Origin of the sequence: Chryseobacterium ginsenosidimutans (assembly GCF_039536845.1) — a bacterium.
Classification (GTDB): domain Bacteria; phylum Bacteroidota; class Bacteroidia; order Flavobacteriales; family Weeksellaceae; genus Chryseobacterium; species Chryseobacterium ginsenosidimutans_B.
Genome location: NZ_BAAAZJ010000003.1, coordinates 496,610 through 522,783, shown reverse-complemented (window position 1 = coordinate 522,783; position 26,174 = coordinate 496,610). Strand labels below are relative to the sequence as shown.

The following is a 26,174-nucleotide window of genomic DNA, read 5'->3' as shown; positions in this document are numbered from 1 at the left end:
TTATTCTATTTTTTCAGGAAAACGATGTCTATTTTTGTTCAGATAAAATTTAAAATGAAATCAACCCTTTTAGTCGTTCTTATTCTAATTTCCAGCTTTTCTTTAGCACAAAATATTGTTAAGCCTGAAAAAATTGAAAATTCTGTTCAGAAAACACATGCAAACAAAATTGTGTTTTTAGATAAAGTGATTCCCTTTGAAAATATAAAGGAAGCTGATTTTCTAAAAACTATGATATTTAAGGAAGATAAAAATTTCGATATCCGTGTTTTTCTGGATAATTCTTTAGTCAATTATTTACACCAGCTTGATCCTTCTCTAACTATTGATGAATTACTTAAAAAAGGAAATTATCAATTTAATTTCATTGTTGACGGAAAATTAATTTATACCGAGAATTTGAATACCGGAGCAGGAACAGCCGACAGTAAAAAGATAAAAACAAGTTTTAGGATTCCATTTTTAAGTACAACAAATGAAGATTCGTGGGGAAGATATTTATGGATGAGATTTTATCTTGCGAACGGTGGAATTGATGTGCTGAAAGCAGGAAACCATGTATTGAAAATTGAAATTAAACCGTATTTAAAATCATCAATACTGAAAATCGGAAATGTGATTGCACAAGGAGAAATTAAATTAATTGTTCCTCAAAAAAACATCTCTGAAGGCCAGATGACTATCCAAAAAATAAAGCCTAACAGCGGTTGGAAAATTTCTGATGAAAAATTTAACCAACAAAAAATTAAAGCTTTAAATCAAAAAATTGCAGAAAACAGATTCAGGGATATTACAGGAATTATTGTGATTAAAAATGAAAAACTGTTGTTGGAGGAATATTTTAATGGCTATAAAAGAGACAGTTTAAACGATACGCGTTCCGTTGGAAAATCATTTTCTTCAGCATTAATGGGTATTGCCATAAAAGATGGTTATATTAAAAGTGAGAATCAAAGCTTGAAAGAATTTTATGATTTAAAACAATTCAATAATTATTCTTCGAAAAAAGACAGTGTTACCATTAAAAGCTTACTGACGATGAGTTCCGGTTTCGATGGAAATGATCAGGATGAAGAATCTCCCGGAAATGAGGAAAATATGTATCCGACAGAAAATTGGGTGAAATTTGTACTCGATTTACCAATGAGTGAAAATAAAATAGGAAAAACATGGAGTTATTTTACAGCAGGCGTTGTTTTAACAGGGGATATTTTAGATCAATCTGTTCCGAAAGGCTTAGAAAATTACGCTCAGAATAAGCTTTTTCAGCCATTGGGAATTACCAATTATAAATGGCAATTTACACCTCAGCAAAAACCTTCTTTAGCTGGTGGACTGAAAATGAATGCACTGGATTTTGCAAAATTCGGGCAACTTTATAAAAATAACGGAACCTGGAACGGAAAAACTATTTTGGATAAAAACTGGATCAAAAAATCTTTTACCAATTATTTTGCTGATAATAAAGACTTTGAAGGTTATGGATATTTGTTTTGGAGAAAGGTTTATAAAGTCGGAAATAAAAGTTTTGAATCTTACCAATCCAGCGGAAATGGTGGAAACAAAATTATTATATTCACAGAAGTTCCTGTTGTAATGGTCATTACGGCTAAAGCTTACAACAAACTTTATGCTCATTTACAAGTTGATAAAATGGTACAGGAATACTTATTACCCGCTGTTTATGAGCAATAAGAATTGGTAATGAGTAATAAATAATATAGAAAAATTTGGAAAGTCAAGGCGAATTTGCTTCATTAGCTTATTTGCCTTTTTTAGAAAAAGAAATTTATTCGTCTTTTTTAGAAGAAACTAAAAAGACATCGATAAGACCTTCAGGAAGCTGCATTTTGATAAATCTGTCCTCTCTGTTCACTTCAAGAATCCAGTCTTTAATCATCGGAATAACCACCTCTTTCCCATCTAAATTGGTGACAAAATAAATCTGGGCAGTCTGATCATTCACAGATCTGATAACACCACAATCATTCTCATTCTCATCGAAAATATTGTATCCAATGATTTCATGATAGTAAAATTGTTTTCCTGAAAGTTTTGGTAAGGAAGCCAATGGCAAGTAAACATTCTTTCCCAAAGATTGGTCTACCAAAGCTTCTGTAGAATTTTTAAAGGCGATATTCAGAGCATCTAATTTGCTCCAAGATGATTTTGCAATAAAAAAAGGAACCAATAATCCGTTGATTTCAACGAATATTGATTCCAGTTTATTGTAAAGCTCGGGTTGATCGGTATCCAATTTAAGGATAACATTCCCTGCAAGTCCATGTCTGCGCGTGATTTTTCCTAACAAATAGCAATCTTCTTTACGCATATAGGATTTCTCTTAAGCTTCAGTGTTTTCTTCTGTAGATTCAGCAGCAGGAGCTTCTGCTTCTGTAGCAACTTCTTCAGCAGGTGCGTTTGCAGCCTCTTCAGCAGCTTTAGCATCAGCGTCAGCTTGTGCAGCAGCAGCAAGTCTAGCTTCGTTTACTTTTACTTCAGCTTCCAAAGCAGCTTTTTTAGCATCAGCTTTAGACTGAACCAAACCTTCTACTTTACCTTGTACTTTAGAATCTTTAGCTTCTACCCAAGCATTGAATCTTTTTTCAGCTTCAGCCTCATCAAAAGCTCCTTTAGCAACACCACCTTGTAAGTGTTTTTTGTAAAGTGCACCTTTGTAAGAAAGAATAGCTCTTGCAGTATCAGTTGGCTGAGCACCATTGTTTAACCACTTTACAGCAGAATCAACATTCAAGTCGATAGTTGCAGGGTTAGTAATTGGGTTGTAAGTTCCTAATTTCTCGATGAATTTACCATCTCTTCTAGATCTAGAATCTGCAACCACGATGTGGAAAAAAGGTCTCCCTTTTGATCCGTGTCTTTGTAATCTGATTTTTACTGACATAATGTTTGAATTTTATGGGAACTCGTCCCAGTTAAATATTTAAGAGTGCAAAGATAAACAAAAATTCTAATTCAACAATTATTAAATGTAACAATATTGTAGAATTTTTTAATAGAATTTTCATTGGTAAATTGGTACATTTTACGTTGCTAAGCTTGGTCAATTTTTCCCATATAGAAAAGCCCAAGACATTTTTGGTTTTCTTCAATCGTTAAAGAATCTTTCAGATAATCTACAATTTTCGGAGAACTCCAATAGCAGCCGATATTATTTGCTGTACAGGTCAGGTACATATTCTGAACCGCCATAGAAACAGCAGCGATTTCTTCCCATTCGGGAACCATTCCGCTGAAGTTCACAACAATAGAAACTACGGCATCAGCTTTATTGATCTTAAATCCGATGTCATTATATTTCTTTTCTAAAAAAACTTGTGGAGCTTGGGTAGATTTATAGATCTCCTGCATTTCCGAAGCCAATTTTGCTTTTTCTTCGCCTTTAAATATTTTAAAACGCCAAGGTTTTGTGCGTTTGTGGTTGGGAGCAAATGTTGCTGAATTTAAAATTTCATCAAGAATTTCCTGAGAAATTTCTGCTTCTGTATAATCTTTTGGAAAGATACTTCTTCTTTGCTCTATGATTTCCTTTAAAACTTCTGCTTTGTTCATAGACGCAAAATTACAAAAAGTTAATGGGCGATTGTTGATTGTTGTTAGTTTTAATTGCTGAAAATCTAAATGTTTCCTTTGTCGGAATAATAGAGAATTTTAATGAACTTAATTCTTAATTAACTATAAAACTTCAACAATTTTCTGATGAATTTTATTCAAAGTAAATTCATCTCCGGGTTTCATGCCCATCATTTTCTTAGCCATCGGACTTTCGGAGGAAATGGCATAAAAGCGGTCGCCTTCAAAAAAGAACTCTCCCAAAGAAACCGAAATATAAAACCTTGCTTTATTAGTAATAACCAAAGAACCCAGCTGAACTCTTTCGGTTGATTTATTTAGGACTTTCGCCATATTTATTTTTAAATCATTCAGAGCTCCGAGCTGTCTTTGCATTTGGTAGATTTCCTCTTGCATTTCTTCCCTCATACTGTCATATTTCGGAGTCTTTTTTATATCACGGCTTGCTTCTAAGGTAAATTCAATAAATTTTTTAAGCTTTTCAATCTTTTCCGCGATAACGTTTTTTACATAATTTCTTATGCTGCTTTTCTCAAATACTGTCTTCTCCATGAATCGAATCTTTATATAAAGATAATATTTTTTTAAATAATTTATATTTTTGCCTTTTAAAAAAATAACCATGTTTAAAAACGTATTTTCAGTTGAGGGCAGAATCAGAAGGACGGAGTTTGCATTATCATATTTAATATATTTTGGTGTATTGCTTTTCACTGTTATTTTGGCGGGTGTAACCAAACTTGCACTTTTTTACATTCTCGTTGTCATTGCTTGGTTTGCAGGAGTAATTTTCCGAGTGATGCAGGGAGCAAAAAGATGTCATGATCTTGGAAACAGTGGCTGGTTTCAGTTTATCCCATTCTATTTTATAGTAATGGTATTTGTTGACGGAGAACGCGGAACAAACAGATATGGATCAAATCCAAAAAATATTGAAAGTTATAATACTATTAATGAAATCGGTAAAAAAGAATTTTAATTAAAAAAGTCCTGTAAAATTTACAGGACTTTCTTTTATTTTTCAACTAAATTTTTCAGATTATTCAGACCTTCTTCGTAAGATTTTCCCATCTGGTAATCCATCATCGGCCGCATTATTTTCATCATGGGATCCTGTTCTGTATCCATCGTCCAGGTTACTTTTGTTCCGCTACCTTCGGGTGATAAAGTAATTTCAGAAGTTGCCTGTCCTGCAAACGGTCTTTCAAAAATCATTTCTGTTTTTTGTTTTTCATTTAAAACCAGTTCTTTGATTTCCTGACATCCGGCTCCTGCATCGTCATTTTTACTGTCCCAACAATACTTATCTCCCACTTCTCCCGGGTTTCCGGTATAAGTAATTTTCATAGCCGGATCTAATTTCATCCAGGGATTCCATTGGTTAAAAGCCTTCGTTGAACTTATCTGCTGCCATACTTTTTCTTTAGGAGCATTAACTACCATTGATTTTTCATAATGATAATTTTTACCGAAAGCCAGCATTGCGATTACGGCATACACCACAATTAAAAGGATAATTACACCAATAATTTTTAACATTGTTTTCATAGTTTATAAAATATTTAGGGTTAAATTTCAACATCATTAGCATTAAATCTGTTTCAAAATTAGTCATTCCCGCCACATTTAAACTTCGCCTATGACAAGATATTAAAGATAAAGCATTTTTGTCACATCTTCCTTTTCAGGCATCATTTTTGAGCATTTTCGCTATCGATTCATGAGAATCATTAAATTTACATTAATTAAAAATTAGAATATGAATATTTTAACTGAAAAATTTAATACCCCATATCATTCCGCACCATTCAACGATATTAAAAATGAGGATTATCTTCCTGCTTTCAAGGAATTAATTCAAAAATCAGAAGAAGAAATCGATGCTATCGTTAACAATCCTGAAGAGCCGACTTTCGAAAATGTAATTGAAGCATTGGCTTATTCGGGCGAACAACTGGATGCGGTTTCTAATATATTTTTCAACTTAAATTCTGCAGAAACAAGTGACGAACTGCAACAGATCGCTCAGGAAGTTTCTCCGATCTTAACAGAATATTCTTCAAAAATCTCTCAAAACGAAGCTCTTTTCAATAAAATTAAAAAAGTGTACGACGAAAAAGAGAAATATAATCTGAATGAAGAACAGCAAATGCTTTTAAATGAAACATACAAAGGTTTTGTGAGAAGCGGTGCATTATTAAACGAAGAAGACAAAGAAAAATTAAAGAAAATCAGCATGGATTTATCTTTAAAATCTCTTCAGTTCGGACAAAATGTGTTGGCTTCGACCAATAATTATTTCAAACATATTACTAATAAAGAAGACCTTGCAGGAATTCCGGATGCTATTTTAGAGCAATATGCTGAAGAAGCAAAAGAAAGAAATCTGGAAGGCTGGGTTGTAACATTACAATATCCAAGCTATATTCCGTTGATGACATATGCTGAAAACCGTGAATTGAGAAAAGAAATTGCATTGGCAAACGGCAAAAAATCTTTCGACGGAGGCGAATTTGACAATCAAAATTTAATCAAAGAACTTCTTACTTTAAAACAGCAAAAATCAGAATTATTAGGTTACAAAGATTATGCAGATTATGTTTTAGAAGAAAGAATGGCAAAATCTCCAACAAAAGTTATTGACTTTTTGAATGAATTGCTGACCAAAGCAAAACCTTACGCCGAAAAAGAAATCGAAGAATTAAAATCTTTGGCAAAAGCCGACGGAATCGATGAAATACAAGGTTATGACCATGCTTTTTATGCCGAAAAACTTCGTAAAGCTAAATATGATCTGAATGATGAGGAATTAAAACCTTATTTCCCTTTGAATCAGGTTCAGGATGCTGTTTTTGGTTTAGCGAATACATTATTCGGATTGACTTTTGAGGAAAGAAACGACATTCCAAAATATCATGAAGATGTAAAAGTCTATGAGGTAAAAGAGAACGGTGAATACAAATCTTTATTGTATGTAGATTATTTCCCGAGAAAAGGCAAAAGAGCCGGAGCTTGGATGACGAGCTATAAAAATCAATATAAAAAAGACGGCGAAAATTCTCGTCCGCATATTTCTATCGTTTGTAATTTCAGCAAACCGACAAAAGATACACCGAGTTTGTTGACGTTCCAGGAAGTGACGACTTTGTTCCATGAATTTGGTCACGCTCTTCACGGAATGTTGGCAAATACACAATATCCTACTCTTTCGGGGACTTCTGTGAAATGGGATTTTGTGGAACTGCCTTCTCAATTCCTTGAAAATTTCTGTTATGAACCGGAATTCCTGAAAACTTTCGCGAAACATTATAAAACAGGAGAAGTTCTTCCGGACGAAAAAATCGAGAAAATTGCTCAGTCGAAAAACTTTATGGAAGGGTATCAAACGATGAGACAGCTTGGTTTCGGATTGCTGGATATGAATTACCATACTAAGGTTGGAGAGTTGGAGAATAAGACTGTAAAAGAGTTTGAGGATGATTACACGAAAGCAACACAGCTTTATCCGGTAAATCCTGAAACAGCGATGAGTCCGAGCTTTTCGCATATTTTCCAGGGTGGATATTCTGCTGGATATTATTCTTACAAATGGGCGGAAGTTCTGGATGCCGATGCCTTCCAATATTTTAAAGAAAACGGAATTTTCAATCCTGAAATTGCCGCGAAATATAAAGTTCTTCTTTCTTCGGGAGGCACAAAAGATCCGATGGAATTGTATAAGAATTTCAGAGGAAGCGAGCCGAAAGTAGAGAGTTTGCTGAAGAGGGCGTTTGGATAGGAAAAGACAAAAGTTCCTTTAATGTAAAATTGAAGGAACTTTTATTTTTATATAAATTTTAGCCGCAATTCTTGAAAAATAAACTATGAAATTAACTCTTGAGATTGACAATTTAGATATAGATAAAGTTCAAAAACTTATTATAAATCAAACAAGCCATAAGTTTGTACAGCATAGAATTAAAAAAAATTTAGCCACAAAATGTTCAATCATAAAAAAAGATCATTTTTGGAAGAGTTTAATAATGTGCTTACTTACTACACAACAAAGATCAGGTGAAGATAGTTCAGTAACAAAATTTTTAAATCTAGATCCACATCCACTATCTCTAAAAAACTGTTTAGCGCAAAAAGAATTAAACGAGTATGCTTTTTATCAGTTAACTATTGCAAAAGGAATTCGACGCACAAAAAATATTGCAAATGAGATTGAGATAAATTTCAATCATTTACAAAAAAGTAACTGGGAAATTCTTGATGAAATTAATTCTCTTATAAATAAAGATGACAGATTTTTTGAAAGACAAATTGCAAACAATGTTCAAGAAAATTTTAAAGGAATTGGTCCTAAACAATCCAGAAATTTGCTTCAAGATTTAGGATTGACAAAATACGAAACTCCAATTGATAGTCGAATAATAAGATGGCTAAATGAATTGAGATTTCCAATACCATTATCCGCAACTGCTTTACAAGATAAAGCATACTATAATTATGTGAGTGATATCATTTTTGAGCTATGTGAAAAGGCTGAAATAAAACCATGTGTACTAGATGCCGCAATATTTTCATTTTATGAGAAAAATAATTACTAATAATCATTTTATTTACAAATATTAAGCTTAAAAAAACTAGTAAATAAAGTTTATCAAAAATTAAAAAATTATGAAATTCAAAGTACTCTTTTTACTAATTTTCACCATCAATCAAGCTTTTGCACAAAAGAAAGAATTTCGGGACACAGAAGTTGACAGTCTTACCTTTTTGAATAACAGAAAAATAGTAAACAGCTTAAATACCGATAAATTTCAAAGGAAAACATTTATAGAAAATGACATTAAAATTCCATACAGACTTTTAACCCCTAAAAATAACAGCAAAAGAGAAAAATTTCCATTGGTTATTACATTTCATAATTCTTCAAGGATCGGAAATGATAACGAAAATCAACTTGAACCATTCGCTAAAATATGGCTACGAAATGAAATTTATGAAAAATACCCATGTTATGTTGTAGCACCACAATTTAATAAACGCTCTGCAAATTATGAGCTCAATAAACAAGGTCTTCTGATTTCAAAACCATCTAATGAAGTTTTTGCTTTATTAAAATTGATAAAAGATATTGAAAAAGAATATCCCAATATTGATAGAAACAGAATTTATCTTGTTGGCTATTCAATGGGCGGCTCAACTGCTCAAAATCTTATGAATCTGCAACCCGATACATTTGCAGCAGTTGTTTCCGTTGCTGCCGTTCCGGATTTGTCGAATCTTAATAAAATTAAAGAAAAAAATATCTGGCTCATTCACGGCAAAAATGATGACGAAAACCCATACATCGGCAGCGTTGAATTATATAATAAACTTTCCTCCGACAAAAATTTGATCTTTACGACCTTCACAAATCTTAATCATAACAATATTGTGATTCCGTTTCTGATAACGGATGAAATTCCGAAATGGTTATTCGGAAAACGCAGGTAAAAGAAAAATTATTATTGACAATTCCGTAATTTTACCCCATGAATAACATAAACCAAAGATTACAAAACGTAAAAAAGCTCCAGGCTAAAAGATGGGAAAATGAAGATCATTGGGATACTTTAAATGATCTTTTAATTAAAGAGCTGGGTGAAATTCTATTGATTGAACCTCAGAATACTTCGGCTTTGATTAACATAGGTGCAATTTATTCTGATATGGGAGAAAATGAAAAGGCTTTGATGTATCTGAAAAACGCATTGGCATTAGGCTCAAAAGATAAAAACCTGTTTATAAATCTAGCTATCGTAATGGTTTATATGGAAATGCATCAGGAAGAATACCATGAATATCTTGAAGAAGCTGAAGATAAAATTGAAGACCCATTGACTTTTAAAGCTTATTTCGATCCCAATTCGCAGTAAACACGAATTCTACATTTGAAAACTTCAATTTATTAAAATAAAAACACAATCTATACATTCAATTTTTTAAGAAAAATACGGCAAAAGTAACAATCAGCTCTGTTTCAATTCCCAATTTCGGATGGAATAAAGCTGAGGAAAACAATGGTAAATTATTTGGATATCCTGGACAAAAGCACCTTGTTTCACTAATTATAAAATTTTCAATATAATATTTTGTTATAAAATACAAAGTATTTACATTTGCATAATCAGTTATATAACTAATTACTAAATAATGAATGTTTTTGATAAAACCGGAAAAATGGCTTTGGGAAGCCGAATGAGAATATTAACATCAAAAATGACGGATGATGCGGCAAAGATTTATGAGATGTATAATGTAGAGGGATTTGTACCGAAATGGTTCCCTGTGTATTTTTTGCTATCTGAAGAAGGTGAAAAAACAATCACTGAAATCGCTGAAGACATCGGTCACTCTCAACCTTCCGTTACAAAAATTGTAAAGGAAATGACAAAAGCGGGTCTAATTGATGACAGCATCGAATCAAAAGACAAGCGTAGAAACGTTGTTGCTTTGTCTGAAAAAGGAAAAGAACTTTCAAAAAAAATAAAAATTCAATGTCAGGATATCGATAATGCCGTTGAACTGATGCTGAATGAAGCATCTCATAATCTTTGGGAAGCCATCAAAGAATGGGAACATATTCTTGAGAAAAAATCTTTATTTAAGAGAGTTCAGGATCAAAAGAAAATTCGCGAAAGCAAAAATGTGGAAATTGTAGAGTATGAAGAAAAATATCAACATGCCTTTAAATCTTTAAATGAAGAATGGATTTCCACCTATTTTGAAATGGAAGAAGCCGATTACAAAGCTTTAGACAACCCGAAAGAATATATTCTCAACAAAGGCGGAAAAATTTTAGTTGCTCTTTACAACAATGAACCTGTCGGAGTTTGCGCTTTAATCAAAATGAATGACTCTCACTACGATTATGAGATGGCAAAAATGGCTGTTTCACCAAAAGCACAGGGGAAAAATATCGGCTGGCTTCTCGGTAAAGCAATCTCTGAAGAAGCAAAAAAACTGGGCGCTTCTTATTTATATCTGGAAAGTAATACGATTTTAATCCCCGCAATCAATCTTTATTATAAATTAGGTTTTGAAAAAGTAGTTGGTCATGCAACACCCTACAAACGTTGTAATATTCAGATGGAATTGAAATTAAACAATTAAAAAATGTTAGATTTTTATACAATTAAAAAAGATCAGCCGACACCAAGCTATCCTGAGAAAGCAGAACTTATCTTGATTGGACAACTTGACGGCAAAACTTTCAGTAATTTACAAAAGAAAGGAATTATCGACACCCGCTTTGATTATTATTCAGATTTCAGGTGGAATAAAGAAATAGCAGATCAAATAAAAAAGAATATTTCAAATCAAAATTTACAGTTTGATGATGATGTTAAAAAATTACTGCAAATTATATCAATTGTAGAAAAAAATCAACAAGACATTATTGCTTACGGAGACTAATATTTACGAAAAAGAATTTATTTTTAAAACTTGAAGAAATAATATTATAATTAGTTTATAATTCTGAATAATGCAAAATTTTTCGCTACCTTAGTCTGGAAAATACCCAAAAACAAGGCATCACATAACAATTATGGCGGAAGAACTTTATTTTATAAAAACCAACCAAGTTGCTGCAAAGATCAATTTGTACAACAAGCTCTGCCGTGAAGAAGATAATGTCCTTCAATTTCTTAAAGATGATAAGAAAACAAGTCTCGAACTGATAAAGAAAAAAGTTCAGGAAAACGTTGAGAGCCTTTCACAGGAAGAAATCTTGAGTATTTTTGACTGGTTTAAAGCAAAATATAATTCAGATGTGGAGGAAGTAAAAACTCAGCTTTTCGTTCATGGAATTGATATTTTTTATGAAATTCCGTCTTCTTCTGATGTCGAAAGATTTCAACAGATACTTTCGGATTATAAAAAACATTCTCAGACAAATTTTAAATATATTTTCGATTCGGAAAATTTTAATCAATTCCTGATTTACGGGATATTTTTCACCGGTTTAATTGACAAAGAAAAAGGTAAGGAAAATTTCCTTTTTGATTATTTAAAATCAGATCACAAAAACTTGTATTCATTCGCAGAAAATGAATTCAATGAAAAAAAATCCGATTTACTTTCCCAGTCCAACATTTACAGCTGTTTTTCAGATTTATACGACTGTACTAAATTTTATAAAGGTTCTATTATCGAACTTCACGATTTTAAAAATCCTTTATAGGTTGTATTACCATCTGCTTACAAAATTAGTGGAATTTCATTGCTTTGTATTGCGTGAAAGAAAACAGAAAATTCGCTTCTTATGTAGAACATGCTACAGAAAAAGATTTTGAACCTGTTTGGTAAAACTATAATTACATTAGAAAAAGAAGTTTTTTGAACTTTTATAAATACCAAATTTTCAACAATAATTTTCGATATATTCGTTTCAATAAAAATATTTTAATCTGAAAAGGCATGAGAATATGAGCTACATTATGATCGATATAGAATCCGACGGTCCGATTCCCGGGGATTTTTCGATGGTATGTTTCGGAGCGGTGATTGTGGAGGAAAATCTGGACAAAACTTTTTATGGAAAATTAAAACCTATTTCTGATAAATTTAATCCGGATGCTTTGGCTATTTCCGGCTTCACAAGAGAAGAAACGATGAATTTTGATGATCCGAAAGAAGTGATGCTGAAATTCGAAGAATGGATTAAAGAAAATTCTACAGGAAGACCGATCTTCATTAGTGATAATAATGGTTTTGACTGGATGTTCATCTGCTGGTATTTTCATCATTTTATCGAAAAAAATCCTTTCGGATATTCTTCCCGAAGACTTTCTGATCTCTATTGCGGATTGGAAAAAGATACTTTTGCACAATGGAAACATTTAAGAAAAACAGAACATACACATCATCCTGTTGATGATGCCAAAGGAAATGCCGAAGTTTTGCTGCATATGAAAAAGGAAATGGGTTTGAAAATTGGGCTCAAATAAATGGAGTTACCGGAATTTAACTTTTTAACGGAAAAAAGTATTTTAAAATTAAAGTGTATTGACATTGTTGAACCGAACAATGGAAGAATGCTTTATAAAGTCGATTTATTTCTCAATAATAAAAACGTCACAGAAGAATATTTTGGAAAGTGGAATTATATCAATTTCTATTTAACCCAATATTCTCCAAACAATAATGACTGGATTTATATTCCCAAAGAAGGAGAACATTTTTTAATTAAAATTTCAACCTTGGAAAAAGTCGAATTACCTTATATTCCCTTATCTGCGGCTACTTTTATAAAAAATATTTTTGTTCATGATTATTTAATCATTCTTTGTTCTGATCAGATTATCTTTAAAAATCTTATTAATGAAACTGTAATAAAAATCGATAAAGGTGAAAAAGATGCTTACTTTAATGAATTGAGTATTTTAGATTCCGGAAAAATTGAAATTATATTAAACGACAAAAGTTCAAAAATAATCAGTCTTAATATATAGCAAAAAAGTATGCTTTTCAGCATACTTTTCCTTATTTATAGGTATAAGGTACAAGAACCTCAATAAAATTATCTGTCGGATACGGTTCTCCGATAGCCCGGAATTTCCAGTCGCCATTATGTCGGTAAACCTCCGCAAAAACCATGGAACACATTCCGTTCATACTTGCATCACCCGAAAGACTGAATTTTGTAATTTCTCTTCCTTTTGCATCAACTGCACGTATAAAAGCATTTTCAATCATTCCAAAATGCTGCCTGTTGATTAATCCCTGATAAATTGAAACTACAAAAACAATTTTCTGATAACGTTCATCAAGCTGATCCAATTTTACAATTATCTGCTCGTCATCGCCGTCTCCAGCCCCTGTTCTTTTGTCTCCGGTCAACCAAATTTTCCCACTTGGATGACGCATTGAGTTAAAATAAATGACATCACTTTGATACAAAACTACTTCCCTTCCATAACTTCCCGGCAGAGTTTTACCTAAATCCGCCACTTTTCCGTTTTTATCCAAAAGAAAAGCAACCGCATCTAAATCATATTCAGGACCGTCACTGCCACCAAATAATCTTCCAAAGAATCCACCTTGTCTGCGAACATCCCAACCTAAACCGATTGTCACGGTTGAAAGGTCATATACATTATCACCACGCTCATTTTTGCGAAGATTGATTGTCTGACCTTTTTGTAAATTGATTGCCATGTTTATTTAATGATTTGCCCTTTGTAATATTTTTCAAGGAAAAAACCTAAATCTGCTCTGTAACCGATTCCTGAAGCCTCAAATTTCCAGCTTCCGTTGCGTTTGTACAATCTTCCGAATTCTATTCCTGTTTCAATGGAAAAATCTTCATCAAGCTCATATTTTGCGATTTCCTGATGAGTTAAATTATCAATAATTCTGATGTAAGAATTTCTCACCTGTCCAAAATTTTGTTTTCTCCTTTCAAAATCTTCGATGGTTACTACAAAAAGAATTTCATCGACTTTCGGGTCTACTTTTTCAAGATCTACGATGATTGCTTCATCATCGTCGCCATCGCTGTTTTTCCCGCTTGGATCATCACCTGTGTGTGTAAGAGCACCATCCGGAGAATTCAAATTATTATAAAAAACAAAATATTCTTCATTCACTAGTTTTCTGTCTGCATCAATCATAATTGCCGAAGCATCAAGGTCAAAATCATATCCCGTTCCGTCATTCGGATCCCAGCCAAGACCAATTGTCATTTTTGTAAATCCAAGATCAATTCTTTGTCCTTTCTGTAAATTAATTGCCATAATAATGTTATGTGTTTTATGTATTGTTCCATCGAAGTTATGGCGGTTTTAGGAATTTTCCAAAACATTTTGTGACAAAAAATTATGTAAATTGCGAATTATAGAAAATTGAATTTTTCGCAAGATTTAATCATAAAAAAATCCGACTTACTAATCGGATTTTATATTCTTAATATCGTAAAATTTCAGATAAATTATTCTGTGATTTCTTTTTCTGTAATATTATTTCTCGCTTTTGCCAACATCGGAATAGAAATTAGACCCATTGTAAGCATGATGATAATTTGTAATGGCAAAGAAATGAAAGAATAAGTTAAACCAACTTCTCCACCAAGTTCACCACTTTTCCCAACTGAAATAAATAAAGCCATAAAGCCAAACTTCATTGCAAGATTAAAGGCTCCTATTCCTCCACTCGCCGGAATAATCATTCCAAAAGTTCCGACAACAAGAATTAAAAAGCCATCGTCGAAAGTAAAATTCGAAGTTTCTGGTAGTGCGAAGCATACTAAATATGCTGCAAAGTAATATGAAACCCAAATTCCTATCGTATAAAAAATAAATTTTGCTTTTTGCTTAAGTTTGAAAATTGTTGATAACCCTTCAAAAATACCATCAATGAACTTCATAATTTTTTTAAGAAAGGAAACCCGCTCTAACTTCTTTCTAAACACAAAAAATAGCACTCCACAAATCGCAATAATCGCAATAATATAATAATATTTCGGAGGAATTTTTATATTTGAATTTTTGTAAAAAGATAAAATTGCATCAAACTTGAAAATAAGTGTAAGCAATAAGAATACAACCATACAAGCCAAATCCACTACTCTTTCCAGAATAATAGTTCCAATTGATTGATCAACAGGAACTTTTTCAACTCCATATAAAGCAGTTGCTCTCGCTACTTCCCCACTTCTGGGAATGGTAAGGTTCATTAAATATCCGAAAGATATCGACCAAAGCGAATTGGAATTGGAAATATTGTGCCCCATCGGTTCCAGCATGAGATTCCAGCGGATTGCTCTGAACCAATATGCCAAAATCCCGAAACATCCTGCGAATAAAACCCACCAGTAATTAGCTTTCGATATAGATTTTTGAAACGAATTGAAATCAAAGTCTTTTAAGGCAATCCACAAAAAAAAGCCTGCAAAAGCAAGCGAGATTACTATTGTCAGTATTGATTTTAAAGGATTTTTTGATTTTTTCTCCATCGGATTACGTCAAAAGATTGGTCTTTTCGTCCGGGAAAACAATTTTGGGCTGAAAACTCTGTGCTTCTTCAGGAGTCATCTGAGCATAAGCAATGATAATAATGATGTCATCTCTCTGTACTTTTCTTGCCGCAGGACCGTTCAGACAAACTTCCCCCGATTTTCTTTTTCCTTTGATCACGTAGGTGTCAAAACGCTCACCATTATTCACATTTACGATATAGACTCTTTCTCCCACAACCAAACCGGCAGCTTCAATAAGGTCTTCATCTATCGTAATACTACCAATATAATTAAGGTCAGAAGCCGTTACTCTCACCCTGTGAATCTTAGACTTAAAAACTTCTATTAACATGGTGCAAATTTATTAATAAAAATTAATAAATTGGGCTTTTAAAATGAATTTAAAACTAACACATATACAGGTATTTAATTTTATTAAAAATAATTTTTCCTGATTTTACTTACAAAATCTACAACCATATCGCGAAAACCATTAATAGTTTACACTTAATTTCGGATTTAATAAATATAAAAAATAATCTTCAATTTTTGCTAAAGTCAATACACATAAGCATTTGGCATGATTTTAGCAGCGTGTAACGTAGATTTTTCGTAAAAAGTAGAATTATCATATTTTAACCATTTTAACCTAAAATCAAAAATATTATTTATTTTTTTGCAAAAAAATTGCACATTTACAAAATATTATTATATTTGCTATAATTACGAACTAACTTTAATATTAAAAATTATGAACAAGTCTGAATTAATCGACGCAATCGCAAAAGATGCAGGAATCACTAAAGTTGCAGCTAAAGCTGCTCTAGAATCATTCATTGGTAATGTAACTTCTACTCTAAAGAAAAAAGACGGAAAAGTTTCTTTAGTAGGATTCGGTACTTTCTCAGTAGCTGAGAGAGCTGCAAGACAAGGTATTAACCCTGCAACTAAAAAACCAATCAACATCGAAGCTAAAACTGTTGCTAAGTTTAAGGCTGGCGCTGATTTATCTGCTGCTGTTGCTACAGCTAATGCACCTGTTGCTGCTGGTAAAAAGAAAAAATAATCATTCAGATTATAAAAAATTCAACCCTCATCGATGGATGAGGGTTTTTATTGAATTATAAAAATATCTTTATTTTAAGGTGCTAATCTTGAGATTTTCCAATCCAGATTATCAATCAATTCATAAATAATCCTGTCGTGAAGTCTATTGGGTCTTCCCTGCCAAAACTCTATTTCGTAAGGCTTTGCAATGTAACCACCCCAGTTTTCCGGTCTTGGCACTTCGCTGTTTTCGTATTCTTTTTCTAATTCTTTCAGCTTTTCTTCTAAAAATTCTTTGTTTGGAATTTCCTGACTTTGTGGCGAAACTGCAGCTCCAAGCTGACTTCCTTTCGGTCTTGAATGAAAATATCCATCACTCAGATTCTCTGCAATACGTTCCAAATTGGCTTTAATAATAATTTGCCTTTCCAGATTGGGCCAGAAAAAGTGAAGACATGCTTTATGTGTTTTTTCTATCGATTTTCCTTTTTTACTGTCGTAATTGGTGTAAAAAATAAATCCTTCGAAAGTATATTCTTTCAGCAAAACCATTCTTGTGCGCGGACAACCATCTTCTTCCACCGTAGAAATCGCCATTGCATTAGCTTCAGAGATGTTCGGATTTTCACTTGCTTCCAGAAACCAATCCCGAAATTGCTCAATCGGATTTTGTTTTATCTCACTTTCAATAAGTTGGGATTTCTCGTACACTTTTCTCTTATCGTGCAGGTTTTCCATAAATATTTTTTATTAAATTTGAGTATGAATTACTCATACAAAGGTAAAATATTAATTTCCACACCTGACATTTCCGGTGATATTTTTTCCCGATCTGTAGTCTTGATTATTGAACATAATGAACAGGGAGCATTTGGTTTAATATTAAATAAAAAAAACAGCCAAATGAGTAGCAAGTTCAAAAATTTCTTTGATTTTAAGATCGAAGTCTACGATGGCGGACCGGTAGAAAATGACAAGGTTTTCTTTATTGTAAAAGGAAAAAAAGTAACCGAGATTTATACAGAAATCACTCCTGAATTTTATTTAACGGAAGACATAGAAAATATTATCAGCTCTGTTTTAAGTGGTGATCTGGACATTAATGATGTGAAAATATTTTCAGGATATTCTGGCTGGACAGCAATGCAGCTAGATGATGAAATTCTGAAAAAAGTATGGACAGTCGTAGATGTTTACAATCTTGATTACACGCTGCCAAACGATCAAACACTTTGGAAATCGATCATGCAAAATCTTGGCGGAGAGTATTTATTATGGGCAAATTCCCCTGAAGACATTTCTTTAAACTAATAAAAAACAGTCATTTAAGGCTGAATTAATATTTAACAAACTTTAAGAATCCCTTAACCAATTTTAAGCAAAGAATTGGCGTTATTTGTTAAACCAAAATTCACCAAAAAATGAAAGGAACAAAACTTTTTGCTTTAGCAATTTTTTCTACAGCATTTTTATCGTTTACTCCTGTCAGCAAAAAATATATCGTTATCGATGCCGGTCATGGCGGAAATGATATGGGAGCTACCCGTAATGGTATTTCCGAAAAAGAAGTGGTTTTAAATATTGCTAAAGAAATTAAGGAAACAGGCAGATCTTTGGAAAATTACGACATTATTTTAACCAGAGATTCTGATTCATACAGTCAGTTGAAAGACAGAACTGATATGATTAATAAACTGAATCCCGAAATGGTAATCTCCCTGCATATCAACAGCAGCCCGCATCCGGAATCCGTAAAACAAGGACAGGAAATTTACACTCAAAATTCTGAGGCTTCTAAAAAATTGGCTGAGAAAATTTCTCAAAAATTCAATCCCAGTAAAATTGAGGGAGAAAAAAATCTTCATCTTTTAAGAGAATCTAAAGCTCCTACAGTTGTAGTAGAGCTTGGGTATATCAATAATACAAAGGATAGAGAATATATGACCAGCGAAAAAGGTCAAAAAGAAATCGCACAAAAATTCGTCGAAGCTTTCAACGAATACTAAAAAATAAAACAAATTCTGATTTATTCAGAATAAAACCCGGTAAAGGACTTTTGGAACTTTGTTGTTTACCGGGTTTGTCAATTTTCTAAAAACTTCCTTTCCAGCTTTCTATCAATTCTAAAAAGCGAATATTTCCAAAAGTCTTATTTCTTATTTTACCTACAGAAAATATACCTTTCTCATCAGAGATCAACAAAATTTCTTCTGCTTTCTGAGATTCAAAGGCAATAATCTCATGTTCCTGAATATCTGCAAGATTATTTTTATGTAAAAAAGTAATGAAATTTTCCATTAAAGGAGAAATGTAAGAACCTTCAGTCTGTTTTGGAATTTTAATAACATCGCCATCCAAAAACAAAAGATTTCCTGAAGTTGTGCGGGCAATTCTTTTATTGGGATTTAACAGAATAACATCATCAAGATCATTTTCCTGCGCATAAATCCCTCCATAAATATTTTCCGGACTGTGAACCCGGATATTACTTAAAAGGTTATTATTAACGTTAATTTCCTTAATTAAATCCAGTTCTAAAGATCTTTGATGAACAGCAAGAACATCATCCAATTTTATAACTTCATAAAAATAAGAAATTGAAGATTTTGATAACGTAATGCCATCCGAATTTCTGAAAACCTGGAAATTGATAATTCCGTTTTCAATTCCTTTTTCTTCAATAACATTTTTTTGGAAAAGTGACTGAAAAAATTCCAGCGTATATGTCAAAGGAATATTCATCCTCATTTTTCTCATGGAAGCCATCAGGAAGAAGTAACATTCTTCATCCATAATCAATTTGGCATTTCTCACAAAGAAAGAAACCTTCACAGCGTCACCCAAAAGAAACGCTCTGTTCTTTACATTTAATTCGTCTGATGTAAAATATTGATTTTCCAATTTTTAATCTGATTTTTTTTACAAAAAAAATAATGAACGATAAATCGTTCATCAGTTTTTATCATTTAGTACCACCTACGTTTAAGCAGCACCCAATTTTATTCTAAGATTTTCGATAAGATTTTCCCAATACATTGCATTTTCATTCTCATCACCTTCTTCACAGAAATCTGTAATGTTTAACGCTAAATCTTCAGTAATATCATCAATTGTAATCGTCATTTCAAAGAAATGTTTAGTCCCTTCATCCTCTTCCCATCTGAAACGAACAAAACCTTCTGGCTTATATCTAATCAAAGTCGCTCTTTCAGCAGGTCCTCCTCCCCAACTGAAAAAGAAGTCATCGCCCTTCTCTGTTACCTCATCTGCAAACCATTCGGATAATCCCTCTGCAGTTGCCAGATATTCATATAAAATCTCTGATAAACAGTGCATTGGAAATTCGTAATGGACTTTATGTTTCGCCATATAATCTTTGTTTTAATCGTCCCGCAATATATAAATTAATTTTTTTATTACACAAAAATGTGTTTACTTTTTTACATAATCTTCATGATATTTGTCACAGGTTTTCAAATACTTGTTTACATTTGATTTCAAGTGAATAACTCGACTTTCAGACATAAAAAAAACCTTCGGTTTGAAGAGTTTTATCTATATTAATTTTCATTTAAAACATCTAAAATAATTTTACAGCCTTCTCTTATTTCATCTTTTGAAATTGTAAGTGGCGGAGAAATTCTTAGATATTCGTTTCTGTATAATTGCCAGAAAACGATAAGACCTTTGTCCATACATTTTTTTGCAACGTTTAAAGTATATTCCGGAGAACCAAGATTTACCGCTAACATTAATCCTTTACCGTTAATATTTTTAATTTTCGGATGAATCAAAAGTTCTCTGTATAGTTTTTCTTTTTCATCAACTTCATTCATCAAACCACTTTCAAGAACTTCTTTTAAAGTGGCATGACTGGAAGCTGCAATCAAAGGATTTCCACCGAAAGTTGTAATATGACCCAATTTTGGAGAATGCGACAAAGTTTCCATAATTTTCCTTGAACTCATAAAAGCTCCAACAGGAACCCCGCCTCCCATTCCTTTGCCCATTACCAGAATATCGGGAACGATTCCGAAATGTTCGAAAGAGAATAATTTTCCGGTTCTCCCGAATCCAGGCTGAATTTCATCAAGAATTAAAAGAGCTCCGACTTCTTCACATCTTCTTTTTAATTTAATTAAATAATCATCATTCGGAACTAAAAATCCCGCAGCTCCCTGAATAGTCTCCAGGATAACGCAAGCCGTCTTTTCTGTTATTTTATTGAAATCATTTTCGTTATTAAATTCAATAAAAGAAACCATCGGCAATAAAGGGCGAAATTCTCTTTTGTGAGTTTCATTCCCTGAAACGCTTAAAGCTCCATGAGTATTTCCATGATAAGAATCTTTAAAAGAAACGATCTCTTCTCTTCCTGTGTATCTTTTCGCTAATTTTAAGCTTCCATCAATAGCTTCTGCTCCGCTATTAACCAAATACGTGATTTCCAAAGGATCAGGAGTTGCTCCAGCCAATAATTTACACAAAGCCACCGGTTTCTCCTGAGCATATTCTCCATAAACCATTACATGAAGATATTTTTCTGCCTGCTCTTTAATCGCATTAACAACCTTTGGATGTGAATGTCCTAAAGTATTTGCGGAAACTCCTGCTACAAAATCAAGATACTTCTTCCCGTTTGTCCCGTAAATATAACTTCCTTCTGCTTTTTCAACTTCAAAACCAGCTGCGAACTTTGTAGTTTGTGCCTGGTATATAAAAAAATCTTTTTGCATTTCCATTTCCCTGAAAAATTTTAGCAAAGCTAAAAAACATTCGCCAAACTCTGAAAAAATACTGATAGAATAAAAAATCGCTCACAGTAAAATCTGTAAGCGATACCACCAAATCACAAAATATTAATATAGTTTAATATATTTCTGTGATAAATATATATAAAAAAACGAATCAACATATACATTTATTAAAATTTATTTGATTTTCATATCAGTATCGCAAATCAATTCAACATATAATGAAAATTTATCAATGAAAAAACATAATCCTGATAAGGCTTTTCGTTTCACTGTATTTTGAATAAATATTAAAAAAAATTTTAGCTTTTACTATAAAAAAAGTAATTCCAAGTACTAATTTTAAAGGATTTTCATAAAAATAATTCACCATTTCCTATAAGAAAATGGTGAATTGCTATATTTTTAGAAAAAATTTATTGTAAAAAATGAATTATCTTCTTACACGTTTTGGTTTTTTGGCCTCTTCTTTAGCTCTTTCTTTGTCAATTGCTTCCTGAGCTTTATTATATAAAACATCATCAGATTGATATTTTATTTCTCCATAATTTGGTGTATCGACAAGAATATCCTGCCATTTCAGAATACGGTCTTTTGTATTCCAGTTAAAATCCGGAAATTTCCGTTTTGCAGGTTCTATTTTACTCATCGGATAAGTATCAGAATTTGCACCAATATTACAGGCTACAACATATAACATCTTTTCCTCGAAAATTGCATCAATAATCCCACAGGAAGTAAGAGAAATCCCGATTCTTTCTTTTTCCTTTGTCTGTTCGTTGACATCATCGGAATAAGTAATTGCCTGCGCATTTCCGATTACTTTTGCTTCTTTGATGTTGTTATCCTCACCATAATAAATCGTCATCAGCTTACCTTTCACCTGATTGAATTCATCTTTCATATTAAGAGAATCAACTTTGCTGATCGCAAAGGCATTTCCAAGAACTTTCAAAGAATCGATATGTTCTTTCTCGGTATTAAAATAAGCTTCAACTTTGTCTCCTGTGATCTGTTTTCCGTCGCTCCAGAGAATGGGATCCGTATACATGTGAAGAACACCATCCGTTTCATTAAAAGCAATAGAATCTGCTCTTCCTGATGCATTAGATTTATAAAACCTACCTTTTCTGAATGCTCGAAGGAAACTTTTTTTAACTTTAATATCAGCAGGATCAGGTCTTTGGAAAGAAAGAATTTTTTCTGCTGCAAAATACATCGAATCTTTTTCTAAAGCTTTTACAGCATACGGATTTTTGGTCATCATCGCAGAATCTTTCTTTTCAAAAATTTCTCCGTAACCACCTTTTATCCATCTTCTTTCCTTAGGATCGTCAAGAGTTACATTTCCTGTCGCTTTTCCGAAACCGGTAAGTTGATTGTAGTACATTTCGTCACCTGTAAGAATCTTGTCATTATAGAACACTCTTGAGTTCTTGTATAAAAAAGCTTCTTTGGTGTTTGTATTATAATTCCCTTTATCAGTTACGATACGGTTTTTAGGATTCTTTTTGTTGGTAATTGTTGTAGGTCCGTTAATATTAACAATATTAGTATTTTGGTTTTGAACAACGTTATCACCTTCCAGAATATATTGAGCGTCTTCAATTTTTACTCTTCCCGAAAGATCAATTGTACGGGTTGTCAAAAAATAAGTTGCCGATTTTGCATACGTTGTACTCTTCCCATCATTAATTGTTCCTCCTGTATTGTAATAAGCCTGATTTGAAATCCTGTCATAGTACATTGTTTCAGTCTTAATAACTGTTCCTTTCGGATCAGTAAGAACTACATTTTTTCTGGCAATCCCTTTCTGAGTATTTCCGTCATATTCCATTTCATCTGCAGTGATCACGGAACCGTCTGCATTCTGAAGCTTAACATTACCAATTGCTTTTATGAAGTTTTGTTCTTCATAAACAATGACAAGATCTGCATTCAACAATGAACCTTGATGGGAGAATTGAACATTCCCTGTGAAATAATTGTTTCCATCATATTTATCATCCTTCCTTAATTCATCAGAATGGATGTGCTTCACCTTTTCAGCAGGTGGCGCGTTCTTTTTGGGAACTGTAGTTGGTGTAAAATACGGATCCTTCTGCAAAGGTTTTGGTTGATCCTGTGCAAAAGCAAACGTTGAAATAAAAACTAACAGAACAAAAATTAGCCTCATTGATTAATCATTCTTGGTGCCATAAAAATACAGCGAATGAGAATCAATTTTCACGCCAAATGCTCCTTCAATTGCTTCTTTAATCCCTTGGATTCTTGGGTCACAAAACTCAATGATCTCTTCAATCTCTTTATCCGAATCTTTTTTGTAAATCACCAAATGATCATGCTGTTTATCAAAATAAGACTTCTCGTAAGAAGAAGATGTCAATGTTTTTTCCCCAAACTGATGCTTACGGATTAATCCTGCATCAAGGAAGATCTCAATAGTATTGTAAATTGTAGCTTTTGAAACGTGATATTTTTTCTGCATCATCAGAAGATACAGATCATCAACATTGAAGTGATGATCCATATTATAAATCTCTTCTAATATCGTATATCGTTCCGGAGTGTTTCGGAAACCCTTTTCTAATAAGTAGTTTCTCAAAACATCTTTAATAAGTGCAATATTTTTTTCTTTTTGTAAAGTATCCATCAAAAAAATTATCTACAAATTTATTGATTTTTATTTAAATAAATATTGTGTGACTATGTTAAAGAATTTAACCATTGTGACGGATGAATTCGCACTGTTCGATTTTAGAATTTCCAACGCAATCTTCTGTCATAGGCGCAGATTCCACAACTACATTGTGTGAAGTGATACCCCATGCTTTGAAGTCATCACTGCCAATATATTTAACAAAATTGTAGATATTCATGATAATTTTCTCTTTTACCGTAAGAAGTATATCGTTGATATAGGTGTTATCTATAATTACATACTTCATATCCGGTGGAATATTATGAGCTCTTAGCGAAGGGTGACTGCTTCTTGAAGGAATTGTTCCGTCTGCCATTAAATCTCTTATAACCATGTCGAAATAATCATTAATTCTTCTGTCAATCTTAAATCCTAACATAAAATTAATCTTATAAATCGTTCCCGGAAGAATTTCATCAACAGCATATTTAAAAGTATATGGATCTTCCTGATTGACAATACTTAATATAAAATAATGATCCGCTCTTTTCGGTTGTTTTTTGATAATAGAATAAATAATTTTTGATTCTATTTCGTCATTTCTTCTTGCTCTGCTTAAGTAGGCAAGATTCGTTGCATATTTCGGAATTGTTTCATCCAATTTCATATCCTTGATGATAGGAATATATTTATCAAGCTTAATGAATTTGATAAATTTTGTCTTAATAGATCTACCATTATACCAGGCATACATACAAACTCCGATGAATCCTGCCAAAATCACTGTAATCCAACCTCCTTCGAAGAATTTAATAATGTTTGCACTGAAGAAACCTAATTCTATCGACATATAAACTAAAGCAAAAACAAGGATAAAAATTTTATTTACTCTATGTTTTAACAGCCAGAATAGCAATAAGATTGTCGTCATCAACATCGTCACAGTAATGGAAAGCCCATAAGCAGCTTCCATTTTCCCCGATTCTTTAAAGTGAAGAACTACAATAATACATAAAATAAGCAGTCCCCAATTGATTCTCGGGATGTACATCTGTCCTTTCACCCCTGAAGGATAATCGATTTTTTGATTCGGCCATAAATTCAGTGACATTGCTTCAGAGAAAATAGTAAATGATCCTGTAATTAAAGCCTGACTCGCAATAATTGCGGCAGCCGTTGCCATAATTACTCCCGGTACGATCATCCATTCTTCCATAATTCCAAAGAAAGGATTGATGGCTGAAAACCCCGGTTTTCCATAATTGGTTAAAAGCCAAGCTCCTTGACCAAGATAGTTTAAGATCAACATTATTTTCACAAAAACCCAACTTACTCTGATGTTTTTTGCTCCACAGTGTCCTAAGTCTGAATACAGTGCTTCTGCTCCTGTTGTACAAAGGAAAACTGCTCCCAAGATTACAATCGCACTCGGTGAATGTGCAATAAGTTTATAGGCGTAATAAGGATTAAATGATCTTAAAATCTCAAGATTCTCGCTTAAATGAGACATTCCTAATCCTCCTAAAACCAAAAACCAAATCACCATAACAGGTCCGAAAAATTTACCTATAAAACTTGTTCCAAACTGTTGTACTACAAATATCAAAATTAAAATCCCGATAGTAATCGGAACTACAGGTGTGTGAGGATTATAGATTTCAAGACCTTCAATTGCAGACATAACTGTAAGCGAAGGTGTAATTACCCCATCCGCAATAAGCGCTGCCGCACCTATAATAGCGATGAGATAGAGCCAGCCTTTTTTCAGATTTTTAACTAAAGAAAATAAAGCCAGAATTCCTCCTTCTCCTTTGTTGTCTGCTCTTAGGGCAATGATAACATATTTTATCGTCGTTTGAAGAGTCAGTGTCCAGATAATACAGGACAGTGCACCTTCTATGTATTCGTTGAAAGGCATACTGCTGCCTACTCCGCGTGCATTTACAATTGCTTTCATTACGTAAAGCGGTGAAGTACCAATGTCTCCAAAAACAATACCCAAAGACACTAAGACTCCAATGAAAGAAAGCTTTTTGATGTCAAAATGATGACCGCCTTCTGTAACTTCTGCCATATCAGCTAATTTATTTAAGAGCGCAAATTTAAACCAAATTTATAACCCCATGAACTTTTATTCATGAATAGAATA

General features: G+C 32.8%; 30 protein-coding genes. 14 read left to right on the top strand and 16 right to left on the bottom strand.

Annotated elements, in window-relative coordinates:
* Positions 1-54 precede the first annotated feature (54 nt).
* Positions 55-1,695: a serine hydrolase domain-containing protein gene (locus tag ABD745_RS02440; RefSeq protein ID WP_344824639.1), complete on the top strand. Its 1,641-nt coding sequence runs from the start codon at positions 55-57 to the stop codon at positions 1,693-1,695.
* 94 nt (positions 1,696-1,789) lie between these two features.
* On the opposite strand, the gene rimM is transcribed toward ABD745_RS02440, so the two are convergent.
* From rimM to ABD745_RS02420, 4 genes are all read right to left on the bottom strand, one after another.
* Complete coding sequence (gene rimM / locus ABD745_RS02435; RefSeq protein WP_344824636.1) at positions 1,790-2,332, bottom strand: ribosome maturation factor RimM; 543 nt, start codon at positions 2,330-2,332, stop codon at positions 1,790-1,792.
* Between the two features lie 12 nt (positions 2,333-2,344).
* On the bottom strand, positions 2,345-2,905 hold the full coding sequence (locus ABD745_RS02430) for a 30S ribosomal protein S16 (protein ID WP_344824633.1): 561 nt from the start codon (positions 2,903-2,905) through the stop codon (positions 2,345-2,347).
* A gap of 149 nt (positions 2,906-3,054) precedes the next feature.
* A complete protein-coding gene (locus ABD745_RS02425; protein WP_344824631.1) occupies positions 3,055-3,573 on the bottom strand; it encodes a nitroreductase family protein in 519 nt (172 codons plus the stop codon).
* Between the two features lie 123 nt (positions 3,574-3,696).
* Positions 3,697-4,146 carry a GreA/GreB family elongation factor gene (locus ABD745_RS02420; protein WP_047399656.1) on the bottom strand — a complete coding sequence of 150 codons (450 nt, stop codon included), beginning with the start codon at positions 4,144-4,146 and terminating at the stop codon, positions 3,697-3,699.
* Positions 4,147-4,216: 70 nt separating this feature from the next.
* Here ABD745_RS02420 and ABD745_RS02415 point away from each other — a divergent pair, with 70 nt between their 5' ends.
* Positions 4,217-4,573, top strand: a complete 357-nt coding sequence (locus tag ABD745_RS02415) for a DUF805 domain-containing protein (RefSeq protein ID WP_344824628.1) — start codon at positions 4,217-4,219, stop codon at positions 4,571-4,573.
* A 35-nt stretch (positions 4,574-4,608) separates the two neighbouring features.
* Here the strand turns inward: ABD745_RS02415 and ABD745_RS02410 are convergent, their stop codons facing one another.
* Positions 4,609-5,142 (bottom strand): SRPBCC family protein, encoded by a 534-nt coding sequence (locus ABD745_RS02410; RefSeq protein ID WP_344824626.1) that lies wholly within the window; start codon positions 5,140-5,142, stop codon positions 4,609-4,611.
* 211 nt (positions 5,143-5,353) lie between these two features.
* Between ABD745_RS02410 and ABD745_RS02405 the strand changes: the two genes are divergently transcribed.
* The 9 genes from ABD745_RS02405 (at position 5,354) to ABD745_RS02365 (ending at position 13,079) form a co-directional block, all read left to right on the top strand.
* Positions 5,354-7,372: a M3 family metallopeptidase gene (locus tag ABD745_RS02405; RefSeq protein WP_344824623.1), complete on the top strand. Its 2,019-nt coding sequence runs from the start codon at positions 5,354-5,356 to the stop codon at positions 7,370-7,372.
* A gap of 85 nt (positions 7,373-7,457) precedes the next feature.
* On the top strand, positions 7,458-8,186 hold the full coding sequence (locus ABD745_RS02400; protein WP_344824620.1) for a hypothetical protein: 729 nt from the start codon (positions 7,458-7,460) through the stop codon (positions 8,184-8,186).
* 70 nt (positions 8,187-8,256) lie between these two features.
* Complete coding sequence (locus ABD745_RS02395; protein WP_344824618.1) at positions 8,257-9,078, top strand: carboxylesterase family protein; 822 nt, start codon at positions 8,257-8,259, stop codon at positions 9,076-9,078.
* A 38-nt stretch (positions 9,079-9,116) separates the two neighbouring features.
* A complete protein-coding gene (locus ABD745_RS02390) occupies positions 9,117-9,500 on the top strand; it encodes a hypothetical protein (RefSeq protein WP_344824616.1) in 384 nt (127 codons plus the stop codon).
* 277 nt (positions 9,501-9,777) lie between these two features.
* On the top strand, positions 9,778-10,737 hold the full coding sequence (locus tag ABD745_RS02385; RefSeq protein ID WP_344824613.1) for a bifunctional helix-turn-helix transcriptional regulator/GNAT family N-acetyltransferase: 960 nt from the start codon (positions 9,778-9,780) through the stop codon (positions 10,735-10,737).
* A 3-nt stretch (positions 10,738-10,740) separates the two neighbouring features.
* Positions 10,741-11,040 carry a hypothetical protein gene (locus tag ABD745_RS02380; protein WP_344824611.1) on the top strand — a complete coding sequence of 100 codons (300 nt, stop codon included), beginning with the start codon at positions 10,741-10,743 and terminating at the stop codon, positions 11,038-11,040.
* Between the two features lie 133 nt (positions 11,041-11,173).
* Entirely contained in the window at positions 11,174-11,809 is a 636-nt protein-coding gene (locus ABD745_RS02375; protein WP_344824608.1) for a hypothetical protein, read from the top strand.
* A 244-nt stretch (positions 11,810-12,053) separates the two neighbouring features.
* Positions 12,054-12,575: a 3'-5' exonuclease gene (locus ABD745_RS02370; protein ID WP_344824605.1), complete on the top strand. Its 522-nt coding sequence runs from the start codon at positions 12,054-12,056 to the stop codon at positions 12,573-12,575.
* Positions 12,576-13,079: a hypothetical protein gene (locus tag ABD745_RS02365; RefSeq protein ID WP_344824602.1), complete on the top strand. Its 504-nt coding sequence runs from the start codon at positions 12,576-12,578 to the stop codon at positions 13,077-13,079. It begins immediately after the preceding gene.
* Between the two features lie 31 nt (positions 13,080-13,110).
* On the opposite strand, the gene ABD745_RS02360 is transcribed toward ABD745_RS02365, so the two are convergent.
* The 4 genes from ABD745_RS02360 to panD all read right to left on the bottom strand — a co-directional run bounded on the left by ABD745_RS02360 (position 13,111) and on the right by panD (position 15,935).
* Positions 13,111-13,785, bottom strand: coding sequence for a TerD family protein (locus ABD745_RS02360; RefSeq protein WP_344824598.1), 675 nt, complete (start codon positions 13,783-13,785; stop codon positions 13,111-13,113).
* Positions 13,786-13,787: 2 nt separating this feature from the next.
* The gene (locus tag ABD745_RS02355; RefSeq protein ID WP_047399638.1) at positions 13,788-14,363 is read right to left on the bottom strand and encodes a TerD family protein; all 576 of its coding nucleotides are present in this window, start codon (positions 14,361-14,363) and stop codon (positions 13,788-13,790) included.
* Positions 14,364-14,557: 194 nt separating this feature from the next.
* Positions 14,558-15,580, bottom strand: a complete 1,023-nt coding sequence (locus tag ABD745_RS02350; RefSeq protein WP_344824594.1) for a lysylphosphatidylglycerol synthase transmembrane domain-containing protein — start codon at positions 15,578-15,580, stop codon at positions 14,558-14,560.
* A gap of 4 nt (positions 15,581-15,584) precedes the next feature.
* Positions 15,585-15,935: an aspartate 1-decarboxylase gene (panD, locus tag ABD745_RS02345; protein ID WP_047399636.1), complete on the bottom strand. Its 351-nt coding sequence runs from the start codon at positions 15,933-15,935 to the stop codon at positions 15,585-15,587.
* A 399-nt stretch (positions 15,936-16,334) separates the two neighbouring features.
* On the opposite strand from panD, the gene ABD745_RS02340 reads away from it, so the two are divergent.
* Positions 16,335-16,649 (top strand): HU family DNA-binding protein, encoded by a 315-nt coding sequence (locus ABD745_RS02340; protein WP_047399635.1) that lies wholly within the window; start codon positions 16,335-16,337, stop codon positions 16,647-16,649.
* 74 nt (positions 16,650-16,723) lie between these two features.
* Here the strand turns inward: ABD745_RS02340 and pdxH are convergent, their stop codons facing one another.
* Entirely contained in the window at positions 16,724-17,368 is a 645-nt protein-coding gene (gene pdxH, locus ABD745_RS02335; RefSeq protein WP_344824589.1) for a pyridoxamine 5'-phosphate oxidase, read from the bottom strand.
* A 24-nt stretch (positions 17,369-17,392) separates the two neighbouring features.
* Here pdxH and ABD745_RS02330 point away from each other — a divergent pair, with 24 nt between their 5' ends.
* Both ABD745_RS02330 and ABD745_RS02325 read left to right on the top strand, forming a co-directional pair.
* Positions 17,393-17,941 (top strand): YqgE/AlgH family protein, encoded by a 549-nt coding sequence (locus tag ABD745_RS02330; protein ID WP_344824586.1) that lies wholly within the window; start codon positions 17,393-17,395, stop codon positions 17,939-17,941.
* Between the two features lie 110 nt (positions 17,942-18,051).
* The gene (locus ABD745_RS02325; protein ID WP_344824583.1) at positions 18,052-18,636 is read left to right on the top strand and encodes an N-acetylmuramoyl-L-alanine amidase family protein; all 585 of its coding nucleotides are present in this window, start codon (positions 18,052-18,054) and stop codon (positions 18,634-18,636) included.
* A gap of 85 nt (positions 18,637-18,721) precedes the next feature.
* Here ABD745_RS02325 and ABD745_RS02320 read toward each other — a convergent pair whose 3' ends face one another.
* The 6 genes from ABD745_RS02320 to ABD745_RS02295 all read right to left on the bottom strand — a co-directional run bounded on the left by ABD745_RS02320 (position 18,722) and on the right by ABD745_RS02295 (position 26,099).
* Complete coding sequence (locus tag ABD745_RS02320; protein ID WP_344824580.1) at positions 18,722-19,531, bottom strand: aminotransferase class IV; 810 nt, start codon at positions 19,529-19,531, stop codon at positions 18,722-18,724.
* 81 nt (positions 19,532-19,612) lie between these two features.
* Complete coding sequence (locus tag ABD745_RS02315; RefSeq protein ID WP_344824577.1) at positions 19,613-19,999, bottom strand: START-like domain-containing protein; 387 nt, start codon at positions 19,997-19,999, stop codon at positions 19,613-19,615.
* Between the two features lie 191 nt (positions 20,000-20,190).
* Positions 20,191-21,366, bottom strand: coding sequence for an aspartate aminotransferase family protein (locus ABD745_RS02310; protein ID WP_344827187.1), 1,176 nt, complete (start codon positions 21,364-21,366; stop codon positions 20,191-20,193).
* A 451-nt stretch (positions 21,367-21,817) separates the two neighbouring features.
* Positions 21,818-23,560, bottom strand: a complete 1,743-nt coding sequence (locus ABD745_RS02305) for an OstA-like protein (protein WP_344824574.1) — start codon at positions 23,558-23,560, stop codon at positions 21,818-21,820.
* Between the two features lie 3 nt (positions 23,561-23,563).
* On the bottom strand, positions 23,564-24,037 hold the full coding sequence (locus ABD745_RS02300) for a Fur family transcriptional regulator (protein WP_047399628.1): 474 nt from the start codon (positions 24,035-24,037) through the stop codon (positions 23,564-23,566).
* Positions 24,038-24,104: 67 nt separating this feature from the next.
* Positions 24,105-26,099 carry a KUP/HAK/KT family potassium transporter gene (locus tag ABD745_RS02295; protein ID WP_344824559.1) on the bottom strand — a complete coding sequence of 665 codons (1,995 nt, stop codon included), beginning with the start codon at positions 26,097-26,099 and terminating at the stop codon, positions 24,105-24,107.
* Positions 26,100-26,174: the final 75 nt, after the last annotated feature.

Excerpts from the sequence above, each read along its gene's own strand:
- ABD745_RS02440 (WP_344824639.1), top strand. The coding sequence starts at position 55 with ATGAAATCAACCCTTTTAGTCGTTCTTATTCTAATTTCCAGCTTTTCT.
- rimM (WP_344824636.1), bottom strand. The coding sequence starts at position 2,332 with ATGCGTAAAGAAGATTGCTATTTGTTAGGAAAAATCACGCGCAGACAT.
- ABD745_RS02430 (WP_344824633.1), bottom strand. The coding sequence starts at position 2,905 with ATGTCAGTAAAAATCAGATTACAAAGACACGGATCAAAAGGGAGACCT.
- ABD745_RS02425 (WP_344824631.1), bottom strand. The coding sequence starts at position 3,573 with ATGAACAAAGCAGAAGTTTTAAAGGAAATCATAGAGCAAAGAAGAAGT.
- ABD745_RS02420 (WP_047399656.1), bottom strand. The coding sequence starts at position 4,146 with ATGGAGAAGACAGTATTTGAGAAAAGCAGCATAAGAAATTATGTAAAA.
- ABD745_RS02415 (WP_344824628.1), top strand. The coding sequence starts at position 4,217 with ATGTTTAAAAACGTATTTTCAGTTGAGGGCAGAATCAGAAGGACGGAG.
- ABD745_RS02410 (WP_344824626.1), bottom strand. The coding sequence starts at position 5,142 with ATGAAAACAATGTTAAAAATTATTGGTGTAATTATCCTTTTAATTGTG.
- ABD745_RS02405 (WP_344824623.1), top strand. The coding sequence starts at position 5,354 with ATGAATATTTTAACTGAAAAATTTAATACCCCATATCATTCCGCACCA.
- ABD745_RS02400 (WP_344824620.1), top strand. The coding sequence starts at position 7,458 with ATGAAATTAACTCTTGAGATTGACAATTTAGATATAGATAAAGTTCAA.
- ABD745_RS02395 (WP_344824618.1), top strand. The coding sequence starts at position 8,257 with ATGAAATTCAAAGTACTCTTTTTACTAATTTTCACCATCAATCAAGCT.
- ABD745_RS02390 (WP_344824616.1), top strand. The coding sequence starts at position 9,117 with ATGAATAACATAAACCAAAGATTACAAAACGTAAAAAAGCTCCAGGCT.
- ABD745_RS02385 (WP_344824613.1), top strand. The coding sequence starts at position 9,778 with ATGAATGTTTTTGATAAAACCGGAAAAATGGCTTTGGGAAGCCGAATG.
- ABD745_RS02380 (WP_344824611.1), top strand. The coding sequence starts at position 10,741 with ATGTTAGATTTTTATACAATTAAAAAAGATCAGCCGACACCAAGCTAT.
- ABD745_RS02375 (WP_344824608.1), top strand. The coding sequence starts at position 11,174 with ATGGCGGAAGAACTTTATTTTATAAAAACCAACCAAGTTGCTGCAAAG.
- ABD745_RS02370 (WP_344824605.1), top strand. The coding sequence starts at position 12,054 with ATGAGCTACATTATGATCGATATAGAATCCGACGGTCCGATTCCCGGG.
- ABD745_RS02365 (WP_344824602.1), top strand. The coding sequence starts at position 12,576 with ATGGAGTTACCGGAATTTAACTTTTTAACGGAAAAAAGTATTTTAAAA.
- ABD745_RS02360 (WP_344824598.1), bottom strand. The coding sequence starts at position 13,785 with ATGGCAATCAATTTACAAAAAGGTCAGACAATCAATCTTCGCAAAAAT.
- ABD745_RS02355 (WP_047399638.1), bottom strand. The coding sequence starts at position 14,363 with ATGGCAATTAATTTACAGAAAGGACAAAGAATTGATCTTGGATTTACA.
- ABD745_RS02350 (WP_344824594.1), bottom strand. The coding sequence starts at position 15,580 with ATGGAGAAAAAATCAAAAAATCCTTTAAAATCAATACTGACAATAGTA.
- panD (WP_047399636.1), bottom strand. The coding sequence starts at position 15,935 with ATGTTAATAGAAGTTTTTAAGTCTAAGATTCACAGGGTGAGAGTAACG.
- ABD745_RS02340 (WP_047399635.1), top strand. The coding sequence starts at position 16,335 with ATGAACAAGTCTGAATTAATCGACGCAATCGCAAAAGATGCAGGAATC.
- pdxH (WP_344824589.1), bottom strand. The coding sequence starts at position 17,368 with ATGGAAAACCTGCACGATAAGAGAAAAGTGTACGAGAAATCCCAACTT.
- ABD745_RS02330 (WP_344824586.1), top strand. The coding sequence starts at position 17,393 with ATGAATTACTCATACAAAGGTAAAATATTAATTTCCACACCTGACATT.
- ABD745_RS02325 (WP_344824583.1), top strand. The coding sequence starts at position 18,052 with ATGAAAGGAACAAAACTTTTTGCTTTAGCAATTTTTTCTACAGCATTT.
- ABD745_RS02315 (WP_344824577.1), bottom strand. The coding sequence starts at position 19,999 with ATGGCGAAACATAAAGTCCATTACGAATTTCCAATGCACTGTTTATCA.
- ABD745_RS02310 (WP_344827187.1), bottom strand. The coding sequence starts at position 21,366 with ATGCAAAAAGATTTTTTTATATACCAGGCACAAACTACAAAGTTCGCA.
- ABD745_RS02305 (WP_344824574.1), bottom strand. The coding sequence starts at position 23,560 with ATGAGGCTAATTTTTGTTCTGTTAGTTTTTATTTCAACGTTTGCTTTT.
- ABD745_RS02300 (WP_047399628.1), bottom strand. The coding sequence starts at position 24,037 with ATGGATACTTTACAAAAAGAAAAAAATATTGCACTTATTAAAGATGTT.
- ABD745_RS02295 (WP_344824559.1), bottom strand. The coding sequence starts at position 26,099 with ATGGCAGAAGTTACAGAAGGCGGTCATCATTTTGACATCAAAAAGCTT.